23 protein-coding genes are annotated in these 22349 nt (G+C 65.4%); 20 read left to right on the top strand and 3 right to left on the bottom strand.

Translation table 11 applies throughout. The annotated features are described in order from the left end of the window. Positions 1-64 precede the first annotated feature (64 nt). The 4 genes from QXZ85_RS22620 to QXZ85_RS22605 all read left to right on the top strand — a co-directional run bounded on the left by QXZ85_RS22620 (position 65) and on the right by QXZ85_RS22605 (position 4103). Entirely contained in the window at positions 65-859 is a 795-nt protein-coding gene (locus QXZ85_RS22620) for an SDR family oxidoreductase (RefSeq protein WP_315767994.1), read from the top strand. A gap of 111 nt (positions 860-970) precedes the next feature. After that, complete coding sequence (locus QXZ85_RS22615; RefSeq protein ID WP_315705664.1) at positions 971-2281, top strand: chloride channel protein; 1311 nt, start codon at positions 971-973, stop codon at positions 2279-2281. A 241-nt stretch (positions 2282-2522) separates the two neighbouring features. Next, complete coding sequence (locus QXZ85_RS22610) at positions 2523-3224, top strand: alpha/beta hydrolase family protein (RefSeq protein WP_315767993.1); 702 nt, start codon at positions 2523-2525, stop codon at positions 3222-3224. A 30-nt stretch (positions 3225-3254) separates the two neighbouring features. Next, positions 3255-4103 carry an SDR family NAD(P)-dependent oxidoreductase gene (locus QXZ85_RS22605; protein WP_315767992.1) on the top strand — a complete coding sequence of 283 codons (849 nt, stop codon included), beginning with the start codon at positions 3255-3257 and terminating at the stop codon, positions 4101-4103. A 470-nt stretch (positions 4104-4573) separates the two neighbouring features. Here the strand turns inward: QXZ85_RS22605 and QXZ85_RS22600 are convergent, their stop codons facing one another. Further along, complete coding sequence (locus QXZ85_RS22600) at positions 4574-5587, bottom strand: zinc-binding alcohol dehydrogenase family protein (RefSeq protein WP_315767991.1); 1014 nt, start codon at positions 5585-5587, stop codon at positions 4574-4576. Positions 5588-5702: 115 nt separating this feature from the next. Here QXZ85_RS22600 and QXZ85_RS22595 point away from each other — a divergent pair, with 115 nt between their 5' ends. The 3 genes from QXZ85_RS22595 to QXZ85_RS22585 are packed head-to-tail and all read left to right on the top strand — an operon-like array spanning position 5703 to position 8865. Next, entirely contained in the window at positions 5703-6080 is a 378-nt protein-coding gene (locus tag QXZ85_RS22595; protein ID WP_315705666.1) for a helix-turn-helix domain-containing protein, read from the top strand. A gap of 59 nt (positions 6081-6139) precedes the next feature. Continuing rightward, complete coding sequence (locus tag QXZ85_RS22590; RefSeq protein ID WP_315705667.1) at positions 6140-7534, top strand: DegQ family serine endoprotease; 1395 nt, start codon at positions 6140-6142, stop codon at positions 7532-7534. Next, positions 7531-8865 (top strand): replication-associated recombination protein A, encoded by a 1335-nt coding sequence (locus QXZ85_RS22585; protein ID WP_315705668.1) that lies wholly within the window; start codon positions 7531-7533, stop codon positions 8863-8865. Before QXZ85_RS22590 ends, QXZ85_RS22585 begins: the two co-directional genes overlap by 4 nt. Here QXZ85_RS22585 and QXZ85_RS22580 read toward each other — a convergent pair whose 3' ends face one another. Beyond that, complete coding sequence (locus QXZ85_RS22580) at positions 8866-9813, bottom strand: alpha/beta hydrolase (protein ID WP_316174900.1); 948 nt, start codon at positions 9811-9813, stop codon at positions 8866-8868. Positions 9814-9914: 101 nt separating this feature from the next. Between QXZ85_RS22580 and QXZ85_RS22575 the strand changes: the two genes are divergently transcribed. The 5 genes from QXZ85_RS22575 (at position 9915) to QXZ85_RS22555 (ending at position 15179) form a co-directional block, all read left to right on the top strand. Further along, positions 9915-11309: an RluA family pseudouridine synthase gene (locus QXZ85_RS22575; protein WP_315705670.1), complete on the top strand. Its 1395-nt coding sequence runs from the start codon at positions 9915-9917 to the stop codon at positions 11307-11309. Between the two features lie 150 nt (positions 11310-11459). Further along, positions 11460-12254, top strand: coding sequence for an ATP12 family chaperone protein (locus QXZ85_RS22570; RefSeq protein WP_315705671.1), 795 nt, complete (start codon positions 11460-11462; stop codon positions 12252-12254). Positions 12255-12311: 57 nt separating this feature from the next. Next, the gene (locus QXZ85_RS22565; RefSeq protein ID WP_315743243.1) at positions 12312-13958 is read left to right on the top strand and encodes a flagellar hook-length control protein FliK; all 1647 of its coding nucleotides are present in this window, start codon (positions 12312-12314) and stop codon (positions 13956-13958) included. After that, complete coding sequence (locus tag QXZ85_RS22560) at positions 13955-14224, top strand: EscU/YscU/HrcU family type III secretion system export apparatus switch protein (RefSeq protein ID WP_315705673.1); 270 nt, start codon at positions 13955-13957, stop codon at positions 14222-14224. The genes QXZ85_RS22565 and QXZ85_RS22560 overlap by 4 nt, the downstream gene beginning before the upstream one ends. A 136-nt stretch (positions 14225-14360) precedes the next feature. Continuing rightward, positions 14361-15179, top strand: coding sequence for a penicillin-binding transpeptidase domain-containing protein (locus tag QXZ85_RS22555; protein ID WP_315705674.1), 819 nt, complete (start codon positions 14361-14363; stop codon positions 15177-15179). A 3-nt stretch (positions 15180-15182) separates the two neighbouring features. Here QXZ85_RS22555 and QXZ85_RS22550 read toward each other — a convergent pair whose 3' ends face one another. Beyond that, complete coding sequence (locus QXZ85_RS22550; RefSeq protein ID WP_315743241.1) at positions 15183-15665, bottom strand: hypothetical protein; 483 nt, start codon at positions 15663-15665, stop codon at positions 15183-15185. Between the two features lie 353 nt (positions 15666-16018). Between QXZ85_RS22550 and QXZ85_RS22545 the strand changes: the two genes are divergently transcribed. The 8 genes from QXZ85_RS22545 (at position 16019) to QXZ85_RS22510 (ending at position 22169) form a co-directional block, all read left to right on the top strand. After that, positions 16019-17551, top strand: coding sequence for an acyl-CoA carboxylase subunit beta (locus QXZ85_RS22545; RefSeq protein WP_315767987.1), 1533 nt, complete (start codon positions 16019-16021; stop codon positions 17549-17551). 48 nt (positions 17552-17599) lie between these two features. Next, positions 17600-18319 carry an N-acetyltransferase gene (locus QXZ85_RS22540; protein ID WP_316174903.1) on the top strand — a complete coding sequence of 240 codons (720 nt, stop codon included), beginning with the start codon at positions 17600-17602 and terminating at the stop codon, positions 18317-18319. A gap of 220 nt (positions 18320-18539) precedes the next feature. After that, on the top strand, positions 18540-19001 hold the full coding sequence (locus QXZ85_RS22535) for a hypothetical protein (protein WP_315705678.1): 462 nt from the start codon (positions 18540-18542) through the stop codon (positions 18999-19001). Positions 19002-19372: 371 nt separating this feature from the next. After that, a complete protein-coding gene (locus tag QXZ85_RS22530) occupies positions 19373-20137 on the top strand; it encodes a phosphate ABC transporter ATP-binding protein (protein ID WP_315705679.1) in 765 nt (254 codons plus the stop codon). Beyond that, positions 20127-20942 carry an ABC transporter permease gene (locus QXZ85_RS22525; RefSeq protein WP_315727915.1) on the top strand — a complete coding sequence of 272 codons (816 nt, stop codon included), beginning with the start codon at positions 20127-20129 and terminating at the stop codon, positions 20940-20942. The genes QXZ85_RS22530 and QXZ85_RS22525 overlap by 11 nt, the downstream gene beginning before the upstream one ends. Before the next feature lie 99 nt (positions 20943-21041). Further along, positions 21042-21356, top strand: coding sequence for a hypothetical protein (locus QXZ85_RS22520; protein ID WP_315705681.1), 315 nt, complete (start codon positions 21042-21044; stop codon positions 21354-21356). A 163-nt stretch (positions 21357-21519) separates the two neighbouring features. After that, the gene (locus QXZ85_RS22515; RefSeq protein ID WP_315705682.1) at positions 21520-21828 is read left to right on the top strand and encodes a hypothetical protein; all 309 of its coding nucleotides are present in this window, start codon (positions 21520-21522) and stop codon (positions 21826-21828) included. Between the two features lie 68 nt (positions 21829-21896). Beyond that, on the top strand, positions 21897-22169 hold the full coding sequence (locus QXZ85_RS22510) for a GCG_CRPN prefix-to-repeats domain-containing protein (protein ID WP_315705683.1): 273 nt from the start codon (positions 21897-21899) through the stop codon (positions 22167-22169). Positions 22170-22349 lie beyond the last annotated feature (180 nt).

Raw genomic sequence — 22349 nt, 5'->3', positions numbered from 1 at the left:
AGTGAGCTGTAATTGCGACTCGATCTCACGATGCCGACATCGTCCGCACATGAGGAGATTTTGAATGAAGATCGATCTTTCCGGAAAAACTGCTCTGGTGACGGGGTCCACTGCCGGCATCGGCTTTGCAATCGCCAAGGGCCTGGCGGGTTCGGGCGCGGAGGTGGTCCTGAACGGCCGCAGCCGGGATCGCGTCGATGCGGCGGTTGCCAAGCTCAGGGCCGCGCATTCGGCCGCCAAGGTTCGCGGCGTCGCCGGTGACGTCGCGACCGTCGCAGGCTGCAACGAGATCGTCACGGCGCTGCCCGAGGTCGACATTCTCATCAACAATGCCGGCATCTTCGAGCCGAAGGACTTTTTCGAGACTCCCGACGAGGACTGGAGCCGCTTCTTCGAGGTCAACGTGATGTCGGGCGTGCGGATGGCCCGCGCTTACATGCAGGGCATGCTGAAGCGCAATTGGGGGCGCGTCATTTTCATTTCCTCGGAGTCGGCGCTGAACATCCCGACCGAGATGGTCCATTACGGCATGACCAAGACCGCGCAGCTTGCGATCTCGCGCGGGCTCGCCAAGCTGACGCGCGGCACCGGCGTGACCGTCAATGCGGTTCTCCCCGGACCCACGATGTCCGAAGGCGTCGAGAGCTTCGTGAAGGACCTCGCGCGCCAGAACGGTCAATCGGAAGACGAGGCCGCATCCTCCTTCGTCAAGCAGCACCGCCCGGGCTCGCTGCTGCAGCGCTTTGCCGGGGTCGATGAGGTCGCCAACATGGTGGTCTATGCGGCCTCGAAAGAAGCCTCCGCGACCAATGGCGCCGCGCTGCGGGTCGAAGGCGGCATCATCGATACGATCGCATAGCGCATGCTTCCGCCGGCGGCCTGTCGGGTCCGTGGCCGCACTGGACCGCCGGCGGATTTTCGTCGAGGGTAGGGCGCCGGGATACCCGTCCCTTGAACCGAATCTTGCTTGATGACCATGATCTCTCGCCGCCGGAAGCGGTGGCTGAAGCTGACCTCGGCGCGCTGGCAGCGGCGCGCGATCTTTCTCGCCGGCGGCCTCGTTGTCGGCGCCGCGGCGGTGGCGCTGGCAAAACTCGCCGACCAGGCCCAACTCGCCTTCAACTGGCTGCTGTCGTTCTCTCGCTACGCCGCGCTGGTCGTGACGCCGGCAGGCTTTGCGCTGTCGGTGTATCTCACCCGGCGCTTCTTCCCCAATGCGCAAGGGAGCGGCATTCCGCAGGCCATCGCGGCACGGCACCTGTCCGACACCAGCGCGCGCAGTCCGCTGGTCTCGATCCGTATCGCGATCGGCAAGATCGTTCTGACGCTGTTGGGTCTGTTATGCGGCGCCTCGGTCGGCCGTGAAGGTCCGACCGTGCAGATCGGCGCCTCCATCATGTTCGCACTCGGCCGGTTGTCGCCGCGGCGACAGCCGGGCCTGATCCTGGCGGGTGCGGCGGCGGGCGTCGCCGCCGCGTTCAACACCCCGCTCGCCGGCATCGTGTTCGGGATCGAGGAGATGAGCCGCGCCTACGAGACCCGAACCTCGAGCCTCGTCATCGCGACGGTCATTGCCGCCGGTCTCACCTCGCTGGCGTTGATGGGCAATTACACCTATTTCGGCTCGACCCCGATCGCGCTCGGCAAGGGCATCGATTGGCTGGCGATCCCGCTTTGCGGAGTCGTGGGCGGCGCCATGGGCGGGCTGTTCAGCCGCATCCTGATCACGATGGCGCGGGGGCTGCCTGGGGCTGTTGGTCGAACGATCAAGGGCTATCCGCTTGCGTTCTCGCTGGTGTGCGGCCTCGCGGTTGCGCTGTGCGGGCTGGTCTCGGGCGACATGATCTATGGCACCGGCTACGCGCAGGTGAAGTCGGCGCTGGAGACCGGCACGCCGCTGCCGCAGAATTTCGGCGTGTTGAAATTCCTCGCCACCACCTTTGCCGCGATCAGCGGCATTCCCGGCGGCATCTTCGCGCCGTCGCTGGCGGTCGGAGCCGGGCTCGGCGCCAATGTCGCCTCGCTGTTTCACGATACGCCGCTGGCGCCGATCATGCTGCTCGGCATGGTGTCTTATTTCGCCGGCGTCGTGCAGGCGCCGATCACCGCCTTCGTCATCGTCACCGAGATGACCGACAACCACGCGATGGTGGTGCCGGTCATGATGGCCTCGCTGATCGCCTACGGCACTTCGCGGCTGATCTGCGAGGAGGGGCTCTATCACGCGCTCGCCAAGGGCTTCGTGGCGAAGGCGGAAGAGGCGGCTGCATCGAAGTCGTGATGATGCAGGGCGGCAGGGAGGCTGTGGTCAGGCGTCGCGGAGCCCTCCATTCGTCGCGACCCTTGTCGGGTGTTCTTGGGTAAGTCGCCTAGGCCCAGCCATACGGTACCGATGTGCGACGATACGTTCTCTCTCCGAATCTGGTGAGTTAGAAGTATTGTGGACCGCCTGATCCTGCCGCATTGAGCTGAGACTGGCTGTACGTCTGATCAGGGCGTGGTTTCTCAATCAGGAGGCGCCGATGACGACCTTCGTGCTCGTCCCAGGTGCGTGGCTCGGCGGCTGGTGCTGGGGTGACGTCGCGGCTTACCTCCGGGCCGGTGGTCACAGGGTGATCTGCCCGACGCTGACGGGCCTTGGCGAGCGAGCGCACCTGGCAACTCCCGACATTGGGCTCGATACCCACATCTTTGACATCACCAGCGTTTTGCATTTTCAAGACCTCAACGACGTCACTCTGGTGGGGCACAGCTACGGCGGAACTGTCATAACGGCAGTCGCCGAGCGGGTCCCGGATCGCATCCGTTACATGGTGTACTTGGACGCGGCCGTTCCCCAGGATGGAGAATCCACGAACGATGTCCTTGGACCTGAGCTCGCGGCTCGCATTCGGTCGGCCGTCCGTGGCGATAAGAAATGGCTCGTGCCCCCCGCCTCGGTGGCGGATTGGGAGCTGCCAGATGCGTTGCGGCCATGGGTCGAGGAGCGGCTGACGCCGCATCCTCTTCGCACTCTGGAGGAGCCTGTGCAGCTTCGTTCAAAAGCCGCAGCGATGCTGCGACGGGCGTTCATTCGGTCGTCCCAACGATCCCCGCTTTACGGCCGGCTGATGGAGCAAGGGCGCAGCGCGGGTTGGTATTGTCGCGATATGGATGGAGGACACTATCCTATGCTGACGCAGTCACAGGCGCTTGCTACGTCGCTGACCGAACTACCGCCGTAGCTCTCGTTTCCTCGATCAAGGTAGCCCGCGATGTCCGCACATGCCGATCAACAACCCATCCGCTTTGACGGCCAGGTCATCGTCGTAACCGGAGCGGGACGGGGGCTTGGAGCTGCCTATGCGCGGCTCTTTGCCGCTCGCGGCGGCGCCGTCGTCGTCCATGATGCAGGCGTAGCGCAAGACGGCAGCGGCTTCGACCCCTCGGTCGCGGACGCCGTCGTTGCAGAAATCGTGGCAGCAGGCGGAATCGCTGCCGCATGCTACGAGAATCTGGAAGATCCAGTCGCCGCGGTTCGCATCATTGAATTCGCCGTTTCCCGCTTTGGCCGCGTCGACGTCCTGGTCAACAATGCGGGGCTCGTCGTTTTCGCGAGCCTTGAAACGACGGATCACGCGCTGTGGGATCGCATGCTGTCCATCGGTGTTGATGCTCCTTTTCATCTCGCTCGTGCCGCCGTTCCCCATATGAAGCGGGCAGGCTATGGGCGTATCGTCCTGACCACATCGGGGCGGGCTGCGCGAGTTGAGCATTGCGCCCCTGAGCTAGTCGCCTATTCGGCAGCCAAGATGGCGCAGGTCGGTCTGATGGTCGGTCTCGCTGCAGAGCTGAAAGATACGAATATTCGCGTGAACGCCATATCTCCGGTGGCTGCGACGCGTGTACTCCGCCGGAATGCGCCGGAACTGACGCCTGAACTGGTCGCCCCCGGGGTTGTATTCCTGGCGTCCTCCGCATGCACAGCATCCGGTGTCGTTTTAAACGCCGCAGGAGGGAAGTTCTCGGCGGAATGCTGGGAACGCACTGGCGGGTTGGATCTTGGACCGGCAAATGCGTCCCCCGAGGAGATCGCGGCTCACTGGCAACGAATAGCCAATTGATGGAGTTATCAAATGGAGCAAGCGGGATGAGTGGTTGAGGCGATGTCGCAGAGCGACGCTGAGCGTCACTATGACCTTGTCACGAGCGCGCATTTGCCCATCCTACGATCAATCCGAAGCCTCTAAGCGAACGATGAGCACAAAGCCGTTGGCACGGGCTTGCGCCAAGCTTTCATCTAACGCGCCGGATTCCAATTGCACCTTTGCAAGAGATATCAGTTGTTCGGTACTCATGGCCCGGAGTTGATCGTATCCAGCGGAGTCCGGATGGCAGGAAAATTGGATTACGTTCAGTATTTCGCCCTCAGGCTCGTAACGAATACTTACGTGAAGGCCGTGCCCCACGGACGATTGCTCTGGACGGCGATGCAATGATGCTGTCCGGCAACAAAGGTGAACTGGCTTTCCATCGTTCCCTCGCCTGCCGGACAACGTGCGCCTATAATTTTGGACCTATAGCAATGGCGCGTCTACCACCCCTCCAGCACGACCTTGCCGCGCGCCTTGTTGCTCTCGATCAGGGCGTGCGCGCGCTTGAGATTGGTGGCGTTGATGGTGCCGTAATGCTCGCCGAGCGTGGTGCGGATCACACCCTTGTCGATCAGGTCGGCGACGTCGTTCAGCAGGTTGTGCTGGGCGATGATGTCGGGCGTCGTGAACGAGGAGCGCGTGAACATCGATTCCCAATGGATCGAGATCGCCTTGCCCTTGAAGGCGGTCGCGGCAAACTCGGCCGGGTCATCGATCAGGCCGAACTTGCCCTGCGGGGCCATGAAATCGACGATTGGCTTATAGTGCTGCTCGGTGTGGGTGAGGCTCGCGACGAGCTCGACCGGCGGCAGCTTCAAGGCCTCGATCTGCTCCTTCAGCGGCTTGTTGTGATCGATCACCGCATGCGCACCAAGCGACAGGCACCAGTCGCGCGATTCCGGCCGGGTCGCGGTGGCGAGCACGGTGAGGCCGGTGAGACGGCGCGCGAGCTGGATCAGGATCGAGCCGACGCCGCCGGCGCCGCCGGTGATCAGCAGCGTGCGCGGGTCCAGGCTCTTGCCAGGGACGGCGCCGAGCCGGTCGAACAGCAGCTCCCAGGCCGTGATCGAGGTGAGCGGCAGAGCGGCGGCCTCGGCAAAGGACAGGCTCTTGGGCTTGCGGCCGACGATGCGCTCGTCGACCAGGTGGAATTCGGAATTGGTGCCCTGGCGCTGGATCGACCCGGCATAGGCCACCTCGTCGCCAGGCTTGAACAGCGTGACCTCGGGACCGACGGCCTCGACCACGCCCGTCGCGTCGTAGCCGAGGATCTTGACCTCGCCCTCGGGCGGAGCGGCGCGCTTGCGCACCTTGGTGTCGACCGGATTGACCGAGACCGCCTTCACCGCGACCCGGAGGTCGCGCCCCTTGGGCTCGGGCTTGGCGATTTCGACATCGATCAGGGCGTTCGCATCCTCGATCGGCAGGGATTTCTTGTAACCGACGGCCTTCATCGTGAACCTCCGTTTGAATGGCGCGTGCGCGCTTCCTCTCCTGCTGGCGCTGAATACGCAAGTACTGTAAAAACAGGGAACTAGTCCCTGTTTGGATACTATTGGGGAAGTCTCGGTGAAACGGCGCGATTTTGAACGCAGGCCCGGCTGCGCGGTGGAGGCTACGCTCGATCTGATCGACGGCAAGTGGAAGGGGGTGATCCTCTACCACCTGCAGGAGGGCAGCCAGCGCTTCGGCGAGCTGCGGCGGCGGATGCCTGGGATCACCCAGCGCATGCTGACCAAGCAGCTCCGCGCGCTGGAGGAGGACAAGCTGATCATCCGGACGGTCTATGCGGAGGTGCCGCCGCGGGTCGAATACCGTCTGTCCGAGGTCGGCGAGAGCCTGCGGCCGGTCATCGACATCCTCAAGGCCTGGGGTGAGAGCCATCAGGAACGGCTGTCCTGCGGGCCCGTTCACGACACCGTCAAAACGCCTCATCCCGCGGCCTAAGCTTGGCCGTCCCTCACGTTCCGCCTATATCGAAGGCATTCAATTCCAGGATTCGCCGAATGACGTTGATCAGAACTTTCGCCGCGCTGCTGCTCTCGGTCTTGGCTGCGGCTCCCGCGCTGGCGCAGGACCGCCGCGTGCCGTCCTCGCCGGCCGAACTGAGGCTGTCCTACGCGCCGATCGTACAACGGGTGCAGCCCGCGGTGGTCAACGTCTACGCCGCCAAGATGGTGCAGAACCACAACCCGTTCCTGGATGACCCGATCTTCCGCAAATTTTTCGGGCTGCAGGGAGGCCAGCAGGAGCAGATGCAGCGCTCGCTCGGCTCCGGCGTGATGGTCGATCCGTCCGGCCTCGTCGTCACCAACGTGCACGTGATCGAGGGCGCCGACGAGGTGAAGGTCTCGCTGTCGGACAAGCGCGAGTTCGAGGCCGAGATCGTGCTCAAGGACACCCGCAGCGATCTCGCGGTGCTGAAGCTCAAGAACGTGAAAGAGAAGTTCCCGACGCTCGATTTCGCCAATTCGGACGAGCTGATGGTCGGCGACGTCGTGCTCGCGATCGGCAACCCGTTCGGCGTCGGCCAGACCGTGACGCACGGCATCATCTCGGCGCTGGCGCGGACGCAGGTCGGCATCACCGATTATCAGTTCTTCATCCAGACCGATGCGCCGATCAATCCCGGCAATTCCGGCGGCGCGCTGGTCGACATGACCGGGCGGCTCGCCGGCATCAACACCGCGATCTATTCGCGCTCCGGCGGCTCGCAGGGCATCGGCTTCGCCATTCCGGCCAACATGGTGCGCGTCGTCGTCGCCTCGGCCAAGAGCGGCGGCAAGGCGGTGAAGCGTCCGTGGCTCGGGGCAAAGCTGCAGGCGGTGACGCCTGAGATCGCCGACAGCTTGGGCTTGCGCTCGCCGACCGGTGCGCTGGTCGCCAGCGTGGTGCCGAACAGCCCGGCGGCACGCGCCGGATTGAAAGCCTCGGATCTGATCACGGCGATCGACGGCCAGGCCGTCGAGGACCCCAACGCCTTCGACTATCGTTTTGCCACCCGTCCGCTGGGCGGCACCGCCGATGTCGAGGTGCAGCGCGCGGGCAAGCCGGTGAAGCTGGCGATGCCGCTGGAGACTGCGCCCGATGGCGGCCGCAACGAGATCGTCATCAGTGGCCGCTCGCCGTTCCAGGGCGCGCGCGTCGCCAACGTCTCGCCTGCGCTCGCTGACGAGCTGCATCTGGATGCCGATACCGAAGGCGTCGTCATTGTCGAGCCGGGCGACGGCACGGCGGCCGCCAATGTCGGCTTCCAGAAGGGTGACATCATCATGGCCGTGAACAACCAGCGCATCGCCAAGACGACGGAGCTCGAAAAGGCCTCCCGTGACGCTGCTCGGGTCTGGCGCATCACGCTCCTGCGCGGCGGCCAACAGATCAACGTCACGCTCGGCGGATGAGCGCGAAGCGCCCACAACAGGGACCAAGTCTCTTCGCCGCCGCGGGGCTGGAGCAGGATGCGCCCCGTCCGCTTCCGGAGAAGTTGCGGCCGCACAAGCTCTCCGACGTGGTGGGCCAGGATCACATCCTCGGCCCCGACGGCGCACTGACGCGCATGCTGGAGACGCGCACGCTCGGCTCCCTGATCTTCTGGGGGCCGCCGGGCACCGGCAAGACCACGGTCGCGCGGCTGTTGGCCGACGCGACCGAGCTGCATTTCGAGCAGATCTCGGCAGTGTTCTCCGGCGTCGCCGACCTGAAGAAGGTGTTCGACGCCGCGCGTGCGCGCCGCGAGACCGGCAAGGGCACGCTGCTCTTCGTGGACGAGGTGCACCGCTTCAACCGCGCGCAGCAGGATTCCTTTCTGCCCGTGATGGAAGACGGCACCGTGGTGCTGGTCGGCGCCACCACCGAGAATCCATCCTTCGAGCTCAACGCCGCGTTGCTGTCGCGCGCGCGTGTGCTGGTATTTCATTCGCTCGATGCGGCCGCGATCGAAAAGCTCTACGCCAATGCGGAAGCGGTCGAAGGCCGCAAGCTGCCGCTCGATCCGGAAGCTCGTGCCGTGCTGATCCGCATGGCCGATGGCGACGGCCGCGCCGCGCTGACGCTCGCCGAAGAGGTCTGGCGCTCCGCGCGCAAGGACGAGATCTTCAATGCCGTGCAGCTGCAGGACATCTTGCAGCGCCGCGCGCCGATCTACGACAAATCCGCCGACGGCCATTACAACCTGATCTCGGCGCTGCATAAGTCGGTGCGCGGCTCCGATCCCGATGCCGCGCTGTATTATTTCGCGCGGATGCTCGATGCCGGCGAGGACCCGCTGTTCCTGGCGCGGCGCATCGTGCGCATGGCGGTGGAAGACATTGGCCTCGCCGATCCGCAGGCGCTGGTGATCGCCAATGCGGCCAAGGATGCCTACGATTTCCTGGGCTCGCCCGAGGGCGAGCTCGCGATCGCGCAGGCCGTGATCTATGTCGCGACCGCGCCGAAGTCGAATGCGGCCTACAAGGCGTTCGGTGCGGCCAAGCGGGTGGCAAAGGAGGGCGGTTCGCTGCTGCCGCCCAAGCACATCCTGAACGCGCCGACCAAGCTGATGCAGAACGAAGGCTACGGCACCGGCTATCAGTATGATCACGACGCGCCAGATGCCTTCTCCGGCCAGGACTACTTTCCGGAAAGCCTGGGTCGGCAGCAGTTCTACGATCCGCCGGAGCGCGGCTTCGAGCGCGAGATCAGGAAGCGGCTCGACTATTGGGCCAAGCTGCGCAAGGAGCGCGGCGGCATCTAGCTATTTTCCCGTCCGCACGAACTCCAATATCTCGCGCGTCAGCCGGTCATCCTCGGTGTTGATCGAATAGGCCTCCGACATATGGCTGTGCTGCGGCAGCATCACCGCGTGCGCACAGCCGGCCGGGCGCTTGCATGCCGCCTGTTTCAGGAGATCGAACTGCTCGACGAAGCGCGGCGGGTCGAGTTCGGCGGAGGCGATCATCAGCGGCAGGCTGGACGCCTGCAAGCCCTGCAGCGACGAGCGCTCCTGAAAGCGCGAGGGATCGGTGCCGAAATAGGCCATCTCCTTGTCGCCCAGTGGCGAGGCCGTGAGATCGTAGATGCCGGAGACCATGATGGCGCCGGCAAGGCCGCCGCCCTGAATCTTGTGAAACTCGGGATGCGCGACATAGGTCGCGACATGCACCGCGCCCGCCGAATGCCCCATCAGGAACACGCGCGAGGGATCCCCGCCATTCTGTGCCGCGTTCGCGCCAACCCATTGCACGGCGCTGGCGACGTCCTCGACGCCGGCCGGCCACGGCCATTTCGGCGCCAGGCGGTAGGTCATGTTGACGCCGACGAAACCGTTCTTGGCGGCCCACAGCATGACGTTGTCGTAGAATGGGCTGTCCGGCGTCGTGCGCTTGTTACCGGCGATGAAAGCGCCGCCATGCACGAAGATCAGGATCGGGTGCGACGACGCGCCGTACTCCGGCGTGAAGACGTCGAGCAGATTGCGTTCGGCCGGACCGTACCGGATATCCCGCTGCACCTTGACGCCGGTATACGGCTCCTTCTGCTGCAGCGGAGCGTAGATCGCAGCCGTCTTCGACGGATCGATCACGCGGCCGATCTCGATCAGCTTCCAGGCGATGTCGTCCGGCATAGGGGTCTGCTGGGCCTGGGCAGGCGTCGTCGCCAGCCACGCCGCAGCAAGCATCAGCGCCGGCTTGATCCGTCTCATCCGATTCGTTCCTCGCCTCTGCAGCCTACAAAGCCCGATTTCAGGCGGATTTATCGTGATTCCGCCGTGACTGACAGGGGCTTTTGGGGTACCCAGCTTCCATGAGCCGCCGCATCAAGCGAACAGAAACCCGATCGGATCGTTCGGCCGCGCGCAAGGATGCGCGCGTACGGACTCCTCGTCCAACCGGCGATCGCGCCAAGGGCGATCGTCCAAGCCGCGACAATCCGAGCAGCGATCGCTTCAAGAGCGAACGCGTCGCAGGTCTTCGCAATGAGACCAGGAGCGATCGGGACCGCGCGCCGCGCGGCGAGCGCAAGGATGAGCGCAAAATCAGTCGCAAGGATAGCCGGAAGGATTTTAGCGAGGAGCGGCGCTCGCGTGAGCGTCCCTCGCTCAAACGTCCCGCCGGCAAGCCGGCGCGGCCGGCCTTCGAGCGAACGGAGCGGCGGGCTGCTGCGGAGCCGGTTACGCGCAAGCCTGAACCGGAAGCGCAGCCCTTGCCGACGAAGGTGCAGACCGTCGTGGTGACCGCCGACGAGAACAACATGCGGGTCGACCGCTTCCTCGAGGCGCGTTTTCCCGGCCTGTCGTTCTCCCACATCCAGCGCATCGTCCGCAAAGGCGAGCTCAGGGTCGACGGCAAGCGCGCCGACAGCAAGGATCGGCTGGAGGAGGGGCAGAGCGTGCGCATCCCGCCGCTCAAGCTCGATGCGCCGAAAGAGCGCGGCGCATTGTCCGAGGCCGAGCGGAAGACGCTGGAAAGCCTGAAGGCGATGACGCTCTACGAGGACGACGACGTGCTCGTCCTCAACAAGCCGGCAGGGCTCGCAGTGCAGGGCGGCTCCGGCATGACGCGTCACATCGACCAGATGCTGGAGGTGATGCGCGATGCCAAGGGCCAGAAGCCGCGGCTGGTGCATCGCATCGACCGCGAGACTTCCGGCTGCCTGTTGATCGCCAAGACCCGCTTTGCCGCGACGCATCTGACCGGCGCATTCCGCAGCCGATCGGCGCGCAAGATCTATTGGGCGCTGGTGGCCGGTGTGCCGAAGCCGAAGCAGGGGCGCATCTCGACCTATCTCGCCAAGGATGAGGGCGAGGACGACACCATCATGCGTATCGCCGCGCATGGCGATGAAGGCGCGAGCCATGCGGTGACCTATTACGCCGTGGTCGAGGCCTCCGCGACCAAGCTCGCCTGGGTGTCGCTGAAGCCGGTCACGGGACGCACCCATCAGCTCCGCGCCCACATGGCCCATATCGGCCATCCGATCGTTGGCGATCCCAAATACTTCAACAAGGAGAATTGGGCGCTGCCGGGCGGCCTGCAGAACCGGCTGCATCTGCTGGCGCGGCGCATCGTCATCCCGCATCCGCGCGGCGGCGTCATCGACGCGACCGCACCGTTGCCCCCGCACATGCTGCAGTCTTGGAATCTGCTCGGGCTCGAGGCCGATCGCTTCGATCCGATCGAGAACGCGCCGGAGGAGTAAGCTCCGCTTGCTGTTCGGCGCGAGATGACGACATTGACAGGATATCCATCGGCAGCGTTGCAGCCATGTGGCGCTTGCCGCCGGGGCCAGGAGACACAAGGCCGGGAACATCCGATGCTCTCATTCATTTCGATCTGAAGGCACGTGCGCATGCGGGAATTGTTCGACGAGGTTGGTCAATCGCCGCCGGATCCGCAGGAGAAGGCGCGCGAAGCCATGCGCAGCCCTCAGCGCAAGCGGTTCTACAAACAGGCTGGCGTAAAGGAGGCCGAGGGCGGCGGCTTCGTGATCACGCTCGACGACCGGCCGATCCGCAGCCCGTCTGCGCGGATCATCACCGTTCCGGTCAAGGAACTGGCCGATGCAGTGGCGGCCGAATGGCAGGCGCAGGCCGAGACCATCGATCCCATGACGATGCCGCTGACCCGATTTGCCAACAGCGTCATCGAGGGTGTGGTCGACCGCACCGAACTCGTCCGCGATGACGTCGCCAAGTACCTGCAATCCGACTTGTTGTTCTATCGCGCCGGTCATCCGGAGGCGCTGGTGCAGCGCGAGGCGCAGCATTGGGATCCTGTGCTGGCCTGGGCGCGCGACAGCCTGGGGGCGCATTTCATCCTGGCCGAGGGCGTGATGCATGTCCTGCAGCCTGATGCCGCCGTGGAGGCGGCCCGTGCGTCGCTGCCGCTCGATCCCTGGCGGATTGCCGCCGCGCACGTGGTCACCACCATCACCGGCTCCGCGCTGCTGGCGCTGACGCTGCTCCATGGCGTGCGGGATGCCAACCAGGTCTGGGCTGCGGCCCATGTGGACGAGGATTGGAATGCCGAGCAATGGGGCGCTGACGAGGAGGCGCTGGCGCGCCGGGCGGCCCGGAAGGTCGATTTCGGCGCTGCCGCGGAGATCCTGCGCGCCTTGGACCGCGCCTGGGACAATGCCGGTTAACGCGAGGTTTAGAGGGTCCGCTTAAGCTCCGGACCCGTAACCTCGAGTGCGCGTACCATGGTTCTGAGTATCACCCCGTCACCTCCGGTGAACGGCGTCCGCAACGTCGGCACCTCGACGGCCGGGACGGCGCTGCAGTCCGGCACCGTGCTCAGCGCCAGGGTGCAGCAGGTGCTGGCGGAGAACCTGGTCCAGGTCGCGATCGGCAATCTGTCGATGGAGCTTGCCAGCGACCTGGCGCTGCAGGCGGGGCAGACCGTGCAGGTTGCGGTCACCCAATCCGGACAAGGCCTTCAGCTCGCGATCGTCGGGCAGGGCGGAGCAGCGGCCGCAACGAATGGGGCCGCATCGACCGCAGCAACCGTGATCGATGTCGCCGTGCCGCTTGCGCCCGTGGTGGCGCCCCCGGCAGACCCGCTGACCGGATTGGAGCGGATCGCGGTCGCGATCGCGACGGAAGAGGCCGCGACCCATCAGGGCGGCCAGGGGCAATTGTTCGCCGATCTTGCGACGGTCGCCAGTTCACCCAATCTGCCGCCGGCTTTGCGCGCGGCGATCGCCCAGGTGCTCGGCCAGCAGATGCCGCTCGCTCAAAGCTTGAGCGGCGAGGACGTCCAGAAGGCGTTCCAGAATTCCGGCCTGTTTCTGGAAACCTCGCTTGCGGCGGGCGTGCCGGTCGCAAGCGGCGTCGCGCCGGACCTCAAGGCGGCACTGATCGTGTTGCGGCAGACCCTCGCCTCCGTCCTGCTGAGGGAAGGGGACGTCGCACCGGGCGCAAGCGCCAGCGTGGTCACGACACCTTATGGGCCGGCCACGCCGCAGCCAGCAAAAGCACCGGCGCAGCTCGTGCAGATGCCGGCCCCGTCGCTGGTGCCGGACCCACCTGAGCAGGCCGCGCAGGCAGCCTCCATGTCGGGGCGTCCACCGGCGGATGGGCCAGCGCCCGGCAATGCGCTTGGCGCCACCTTGGCGAGCGCGCTGGCGCAGGCCAAGCCTCAATCGCTCAATCCCGGCACGGTGCTGGCCCTTCTGCAGGAGGCGCAGCAGCAGGTCCCGCGTGCGGCGGGATCGTTGCCGGCGCGCAGCGCGGCCCCGAGCGGCCGTGGCGGAGATGTGATCGTCCGGACCAGCACCCCGCCGCCGCCGTTCCGCGGCAATCTGCCGACGCCGCAGCCGGTGTCGACGCCATCGCTGGCCTCGGAAGCGCCGCTGTCGGCCATCGCGCATCGGCTGCTCGATGAGACGGACGCCGCGCTGTCGCGGCAGACGCTGTTGCAGATCGCATCGTTGCCGGATCGCACCGACGCTTCCGGCGCGCACGCCGATCCGTTGCAGCCGCGGTGGAATTTCGAGATCCCGTTTGCCACCGGCCAGGGCACCGCGATGGCGCAGTTCGAGATCTCGCGAGACGGCAGCGGTGCCTCGTCCGATGCGCCGAAACGGGTCTGGCGCGCGCGCTTCTCGATCGATGTCGAGCCGGCCGGTCCCGTGCACGCGCTGATCAGCCTGGTCGGTGAGCGGACCTCGGTGCGGATGTGGGCGGAGCGTCCGGTGACATCGGCGCGCTTGCGCGCCGGGCTGGGCGAATTGAGCCAGGCGCTCGCCCGCGCCGAGTTGTCGCCGGGCGACATCGTCATCCAGGACGGCGCGCCGCCTCCGGTGGCGCCGCCCAAAGCCGGCCATTTCCTGAATCGCGCATCATGAGCACGGACAGCAAGACGCAGCTCGCGGTCGCCCTGCACTATGACAAGGGCCACGGCGCCCCGCGCGTGGTCGCCAAGGGCAAGGGGGCGATCGGGGCCAAGATCATCGAGGTCGCCAAGGCGCACGACATCCCGATCGAGGAGAACGAAGTGCTCGCCGGTGCGCTCTCCAATGTCGAACTCGGTGACGAAATTCCGGAAGAGCTCTACAAGGCTGTCGCGGAGGTGCTGGTGTTCGTGCTCAAGCTGTCGGGACGGGTGGTCTAGCCGCGTCTCGCTGGATCGCGTGGCACGCGATGAGGATGACAGATAGCACACCTTTAATGAGCATCTTGGGCCGCCATGGTTTCACCATGATGTGGTCGCCAAAGGGGCCGCCTGTTCAGCTGCCGAGGTGTTACGCGTGATCCATCGCCGCCATGTGCTCCAACTGATTGCCGCAGCCGGCCTGTTGCCCGCCCGCGCCTTTGCGCATGTCGCGCCACAGCGCAGCGAGATCCGCGCGTCGCTCGCCAAGCGCTTCACCGACGACGGCACCAACGGCACCTTCGTCGGCTACAAGGTCGAGGATTATCTCGTCATCGCCAGCGACGCCGAGCGCTCGGGCGAGGCGAAGCTGCCGGCCTCGACCTTCAAGATCGCGAATTCGCTGATTGCGCTCGAGACCGGCGTCGTCGAAGACCCCGACAAGGATGTCTTCAAATGGGACGGCGTGGTCAGGCCGATCGAGGCCTGGAATAAGGACCACACCATGCGCAGCGCGATCGCAGCGTCCGCGGTGCCCGTCTATCAGGAGATCGCGCGCCGCATCGGCCCCGAGCGGATGCAGACATATCTCAATCTGCTCGATTACGGCAATCGCGACATCGGAGGCGGCATCGATCAGTTCTGGCTGACGGGCGCCTTGCGCATCGACCCGGTGCAACAGGTCGATTTCGTCGACCGCTTGCGGCGTGGCACGCTGCCGGTCTCAAAGCGCAGCCAGGATCTGGTGCGCGACATCATCCCGACCACCAAGGTCGGTGAAGCCGTGATCCATTTCAAATCCGGCCTGCTCGGCGCCGAGCGCGGCGAGCGTTCGCTGGGCTGGATGGTCGGCTGGGTGGACAAGGGCGACCAGCCGACCGTGTTCGCGCTCAACATGGATTGCCCGGAGCAGCGTCACGTCGCTGACCGCATGACGCTGACCCAGGCCTGCCTGACGGAGATCGGCGCGATCTGAGTGTCAGCGCCGCCGCATCTCCAGGCTCACATCCGTGACCTCGGTGCCGGCGGGCCGGATCGAGATCACTTGCCGGTTGCCGCGCGTGGTGAGTGCGAGCCCGGCCGAGAAGGTCTGCCCGCGTGCCTGTGCCTCGATGCGCTCGCCGGCCGCATGGCCCTCGATGGTGCCGGTGGCATTGTGGCTCGCCTCGCTCCATTGGCCGGAGATTGCTCCGCTGCGATAGGCGACCTCGCTGGACAGGTCGATATTGTAGCTGTCGCTGGCGCAGCGGATGTTGAGCCGCAGCTGGTCACCGTCACCGCCGACATCATAGGCGGCCCGGCAGCGCAGCCGCTGCTGCTCGCCGTTCTGCATGCTCAGCGTGCCGCCGCCGGCCCAGGAGCCCGCTATGGCGCGGAACGGCGACATTGCGGCGTGCGCTGCGCCCGCGACGATGAGCGCGGTCAAGACGGTCGTGGTGGTCGCGAGGGAAGAGACGCGCATGGCTGGTTCCTTGATCGGCATTGCAAGCAGGCGTCAACGCCGCAATCCCACAACGGTTCACGAGGGTGGCAAAGTGCGCGCCCATCGTGATCCGGCTGCTGCCTTGAGCCGATCGGCCCCCTGACGGGCGAGCCGAATCCGTCCTGATATTTGGACCATCGTGGGCCGGTGGTGGCCTACGGCCGATCCGCCCCTTCGCAGACAGCTGGAATTTCGGCGGACATCACCATGATTATGCAATCGATTCCTGCCTGGGTGACCTGCGGCAGGACGCCCGATATCCGCTTTTCGCCTCCGAAATAGCCGTGTTAGAACGGCGCCAACAGTCATGAGATCGGAATGGGCGGAGACGCATGAAGGACATCCTGGACACCCTTGAGAAGCGGCGCGCGGGCGCACGTCTCGGCGGCGGCGAGAAGCGCATCGAGGCGCAGCATGCTCGCGGCAAATTGACCGCGCGCGAGCGTATCGAGCTTCTTTTGGACAAGGGCAGCTTCGAGGAATTCGACATGTTCGTCGAGCATCGCTCGACCGAGTTCGGCATGGAGAAGACCAAGGTGCCGGGCGACGGCGTCGTCACCGGCTGGGGTACCGTCAACGGCCGCAAGACCTTCGTCTTCGCCAAGGACTTCACCGTGTTCGGCGGCTCGCTGTCGGAAACCCATGCGCTGAAGATCACCAAGCTGCAGGACATGGCGATGAAGGCGCGGGCGCCGATCATCGGGCTTTATGATGCGGGCGGCGCCCGCATCCAGGAGGGCGTCGCGGCGCTCGCCGGCTATTCCTATGTCTTCCGCCGCAACGTCATCGCGTCGGGTGTGATCCCGCAGATCTCCGTCATCATGGGGCCGTGCGCCGGCGGCGACGTCTATTCGCCGGCCATGACCGACTTCATCTTCATGGTGAAGAACACCAGCTACATGTTTGTCACCGGGCCCGATGTGGTGAAGACCGTCACCAACGAAGTGGTCACGGCCGAAGAGCTCGGCGGCGCCTCGGTGCATGCGACGCGCTCCTCGATCGCCGACGGCGCCTTCGAGAACGACGTCGAGACGCTGTTGCAGATGCGCCGGCTGATCGACTTCCTGCCCAGCAACAACAGCGACGGCGTGCCGGAATGGCCGAGCTTCGACGATATCGAGCGGGTCGACATGTCGCTCGACACGCTGATCCCGGACAATCCGAACAAGCCCTACGACATGAAGGAACTGATCCTGAAGGTCGTCGACGAGGGTGACTTCTTCGAGATCGCGGAGGCGTTCGCCAAGAACATCATCACCGGCTTCGGTCGCATCGCCGGCCGCACCGTCGGCTTCGTCGCCAACCAGCCGATGGTGCTGGCGGGCGTGCTCGACAGCGACGCGTCAAGGAAAGCCGCGCGCTTCGTCCGCTTCTGCGACGCCTTCAACATTCCGATCGTGACCTTCGTCGACGTTCCCGGTTTCCTGCCGGGCACGGCGCAGGAATATGGTGGGTTGATCAAGCACGGCGCCAAGCTCCTGTTCGCGTATTCGCAATGCACGGTGCCGCTGGTGACCGTCATCACCCGCAAGGCCTATGGCGGCGCCTTCGACGTCATGGCGTCCAAGGAGATCGGCGCCGACATGAACTATGCATGGCCGACCGCGCAGATCGCGGTGATGGGCGCCAAGGGTGCGGTCGAGATCATCTTCCGCGCCGACATGGCCGATCCCGACAAGATCGCCACGCGCACCAAGGAATATGAGGATCGCTTCCTGTCGCCCTTCATCGCCGCCGAGCGCGGTTATATCGACGACGTCATCATGCCGCACTCGACCCGCCGCCGCATCGCCCGCGCGCTCGCGATGCTCCGCGACAAGAAGATGGAAATGCCGGCGAAGAAGCACGACAATCTGCCGCTATAAGGCGCAGACGGTCGAACGTCTGCACCACATCCGGGAGGAGTGCAGACGATGGGCGAATTTCGCGACAATGCGGCCGCCAGCCGTTTCGAGCAGGATGTTGACGGCATCACCGCTTTCGTTACCTACCGGAAATCGCCCGGGGCGATCACGCTCGTGCACACCGAGGTGCCGCCGGAGCTCGGCGGCCGCGGGGTTGGCTCGAAGCTCGGCCGTGCCACGCTCGATGCGGTGAGGGTGCAGGGGCGCAAGCTGTCGGTGGAATGCGATTTCATCCGTGGCCTGATCCGGAAGACGCCTGAGTACAAGGATCTCCTTGCGCCGGAAGATGCAGCGCCCAGGACCACGGCCGCCTACAAAGCCAGCTGCTTCTGTGGTGCAGTCGAAGTGGAGGCGATCGGCCAGCCTGTATTTGCCGGCTATTGTCATTGCCGGGACTGTCAGGCCTGGTCGGCGGCGCCGATCAATGCGTTCAGCCTGTGGAGGTCGGACGATGTCCGCGTCGTCAAGGGCGAAGCCGAGATCGGGACCTTCAACAAGACCGAACATTCCTACCGCAAGTTCTGCCGGCGCTGCGGCGGACATCTCATGACCGAGCATCCGCGGATGCGGCTGACCGACGTCTATGCGAACCTGCTGCAGGGTTTCGTCCATCAGCCGACACTGCATGTGAACTACGCGAGCAAGATGATCTCGGTGAAGGACGGCTTGCCGAAATTCGCTGACCTGCCGGCCGATCTCGGCGGCTCCGGCGAGACGCTGCCGGATTGAGGGCGGGGCGCGCCCCCCATCCGTGGACTTGGGCCGGGATTGCACAGCCGCAAGCGCTCGGCTCAGCCTGGCTAAAGTGGGCGCGTGCCCTGGCGCGTCTGTTCCGTCGGCGCTAAGCTCGCGCGTTAACCACTCCTTAACGACGGGTTTGCGGTGCCTCGCTTGCCGGCCTAGCTTCGATCCTGGGGGGTGGTCAGTCACAAGCGGTAAGGTGCGTGCCATGTTGCGTAGACCATCGGCTCATCGAACATCTTGGGCTTTGCTCGCCTGCCTCGGCGCAGCCGCGTTGATCCTGCCGGTCGAGACGGCTTCGGCGCGGTCCGGCGGCGTGGTTGGGGTGGGGCCCGGCGCAAGAGGCGCTCCGATCCATGTTGCACCTCGTGTGCACGGCGCACGCGGCTTCCGCCATCATCAGCGCGGCTTCGCTTATTGGCCCGGTGCCTACGCCTACGGTCCCTATGACGGCGCGCCGGTCACGGAGTCCGCGCCGCCGCCGCCACCGCAGGGGCCGGCGGATGTGCATTACACCTATACCGAGGACGTTCCGTGGGATTGGGCGCATCGCTTTCCGCCCAATGTCACGCCCTCCGATCACCCCTATGTCTCCAGCTGTCCGACGGAGACGGTGAAAGTCCCGGGACGTGGCGGCGAGCAGACCGTCAACATCATGCGCTGCTACTGACCGGCTGCTTCCTGCGGTGACATGCGCCCGGGCATGTTCCGGCAGGCGCATCTGAGGTCACCTCAAGACACCTTGATCCAGACCCGCTCAGCGGCATCGGAACGCCTTGCAATGCCGAGGCGTTCTGGTGACGAGGCCCGGACTCCTAGGCACTCCGGGCCTCGTCCTCTCGCCGCAACCCGCGCGCATCTTGCGAGCGCAAGTCAGGTCTGCTCGCATCTCGCCGTTCCCTTGCGTGCCGACACGTGCATAATCGACGTCGTAATCGTCGGCGAGGCGAGCCCCTTCTTGCAGATATTGTCCTGTAGATCTTGCGGATCGGAGGCTCAGGCGGATGTCGCTGACCGAAGCCTCAGAATGAAGGACGTCGCGTGACGACAGCCGCTTCATCCAGCGACCTCGGCGGCGCGGCTGCGCCGATGTCGTCTCCGGATCAGAATGCTGGGCAGCCGCGCGAGGCCGCTATCGTGCTCGAAACCCGCCATCTGTCGCGTCGGGTTGGCACTCGCACGCTGGTCGATGACGTCAGCGTGCAGATCGCACGCGGCGAGATCGTCGCGGTGGTCGGGCCTTCCGGGGCCGGCAAGTCGTCATTCCTGCGGCTGCTCAACCGGCTCGACGAGCCGACCTCCGGCGCCGTTCTCCTTAACGGCACCGACTGCCGCAGCATGGCCCCGCAGGAGTTGCGGCGGCGCGTCGGCATGGTGATGCAGACCGCCTATCTGTTTCCCGGTACGGTCGCCGCCAATATTGCGTTCGGTCCGCAGCAGCGCGGCGAGGCTCTGCCACGGGAGAGGATCGCCGCGCTGCTGGAGCGCGTTGGCCTTGCCGGCTTTGCCGATCGCGATATCGGCCATCTCTCCGGTGGCGAGGCCCAGCGGGTGGCGCTGGCGCGCACGCTTGCGAACGCGCCCGAAGTGCTGCTGCTGGACGAGCCGACCTCGGCGCTGGACGAGGCCTTGGTGCGCGGCGTCGAGGAACTGATCCTCGGGATCGTGCACGAGCGGCGCATGACCTGCATCATCGTGACCCACAATCGCGCCCAGGCCGAGCGGCTCGCCGACCGGACGATGGTGATGGAAAAGGCACGGCTGGTGACGATCGGCCCGACCGCAGAGGTGCTGCATGCTGGCTGAGCTGCGCGATATGATCGGCCATGACGTCATGATCGGGCTTGCGCAGGCCGCCGGCGCCATCGCGCTGTGTGCAGCCGTCGTGCTGCTCTGCCGCTGGCAGGCCATCCGTGTCGAACGCGAAGCGGCGGTGTCGCTGCTGCGCGGGCTGGTGCAGATGGTGCTGGTCGGCGTCGTGCTGACCGTGCTGCTGCATGGCAGCCTGCTGGTCGGCACGCTGATCCTGCTGTTGATGACCGGTGCGGCGGCGGTCACCGCGGCCGGCCGCATCAAGGGCATGGGCGGGGCGCTGATGCTCTGCTTCTGGTCGATTGCGGTGGGCGCCGGAATCGTGCTCGCCGTGATGCTCGCGACCGGCAGCCTGCGCTCCGATGTCGCCGTGCTGGTGCCGGTGGGCAGCATGATCATCGCCAATGCGATGAACTCCTGTGCGCAGGCGATCGAGCGCTTCCGCGCCGAGATCACGGCCCATGTCGGACAGATCGAGGCGGCGCTGTCGCTCGGCGCCGAGCCTGCGGTGACGGTCGCGCCCTATCTCAGAAGCGCGGTCTATGCCAGCCTGCTGCCGCGGCTCGACATGATGAAGTCGCTCGGCTTGGTGTGGATTCCCGGCGTGATGGCCGGCATGGTGGTCTCGGGGGTGAGCCCGGTCTATGCCGGAATCTATCAGTTCATCATCGTCGCCATGATCCTGGCCGCGTCCGGCATCACCGGCCTCGTCGCCACCGTCCTGATGCGGCGGCGCGTCTTTTCCGCCGCGGCTCAGCTCACGTTGCGGCCGGCGGAGGAGTCGGCGACGCGGCCCTGAACGCCCATCAAGTACCAATGACCCGCGGCCTCTATGGTCCGGCTTGTTGCAACGCATGGACCGCGATAGTGATCGGCTAACCAAATACCGGAGGAGCCAATGCCCGCTGCCATGTTCGTCGTGCGCGCCACCGTGACCGATGCCGCAAAGCGCGAGGCCTTCGATCGATGGTATCGCGACGTCCACCTGCCGGATGCGATCAAGAGCTTCGGTGTGCGGAAGGCGTGGCGCTTCTGGAGCCTGACCGATCCTGCAGTGCACCAAGCCATGTATCAATTCGACGATGTCGCGATGATGGAGCGCGCCGTCGGCGGTGACGCGATGCAGCGACTCATTGCCGATTTCAGTCGCGATTGGCCCGACGTCGCGCGCACCCGCGAGAGCTTCGTCGTCACGGAGACGGTCTCGGAGTAATCGTTGGGAGCGCCGGTGTCGGCATGCCGCGGCGGCACCTGTCCGGCAGCCGCCGCCGGAGCAGATCATGAAATCTTTGTCATCCGGCAGCGTAGTTCAGCGCCCATTCAGGTGACCGCGCACAAGCTCCTCCCGATCTGCTGATCACCTCATGGAGGATAACATGGAACGTCGGAGCTTTCTGAACCTGACCATGGCCCTGGGATGCGTGGTCGCCGCAAGTGCCGCACTCCTCGCCCCCCCGTCGATCGCCGCTCCGCTGTCGCCGGCACCGCTCGTCGACAAGGCGCCGGTTGACGGCAATGCGCAGCGCGCCGTCACATCAGCCGGGGAGGCTGAACGGCTCGCGCCGCAGCAGGTTCACTGGGGCCATCATCATTGGCATCACCGCCACTGGGGCTGGCATCACCGGCACTGGCACCATCGTCACTGGGGCTGGCATCATCACCATTGGCATCACCGCCATTGGTGAGCGGCAGCCGCGAATGAACCCAGACGATGGTGACTTGACTTAAGTTTGATCCGCGGATTTGCAGCACATTGAGAAGGACGCAATTAACGAAGATTCTTGCTGCTTCTGCCTTGGCGATTGGCCTCGGCCTGTTCGGTCTGAGCGGTGCGCAGGCTGCGCCGGTGTCGCCGATCGCACCGGCGGTCGAACAGGGGACTTCCGCAGGGGAGATCATTCTGGTTGCACAGGGCTGCGGGCCGGGCTTCCATCGCGGGCCGCGCGGCGCGTGTCGGCCGCTCTACAACTGCCCTCCGGGCTGGCACATCGGCCCGTACGGCAAGCGTTGCTTCCGCAACTTCTAAGCTGACAGGACTGGGCGGAGGTCGCATCAAGGCGGCCTCTGCCGGCTCTCTTTTCTCGATTTATCTTTTGCCGATTTTTCGATCCAATCCATTGCTCACTCGTGCGGCAAGTTCGACGTTCCGATCCGTCTATCCGCACGTTGTTCCATCGATCCGACCCTCGCGAGCGGGCGGCCGCGA

Origin of the sequence: Bradyrhizobium sp. SZCCHNGR1005 (assembly GCF_032489995.1) — a bacterium.
Lineage (GTDB): Bacteria > Pseudomonadota > Alphaproteobacteria > Rhizobiales > Xanthobacteraceae > Bradyrhizobium.
This window is presented reverse-complemented; position numbering and strand designations above follow the sequence as displayed.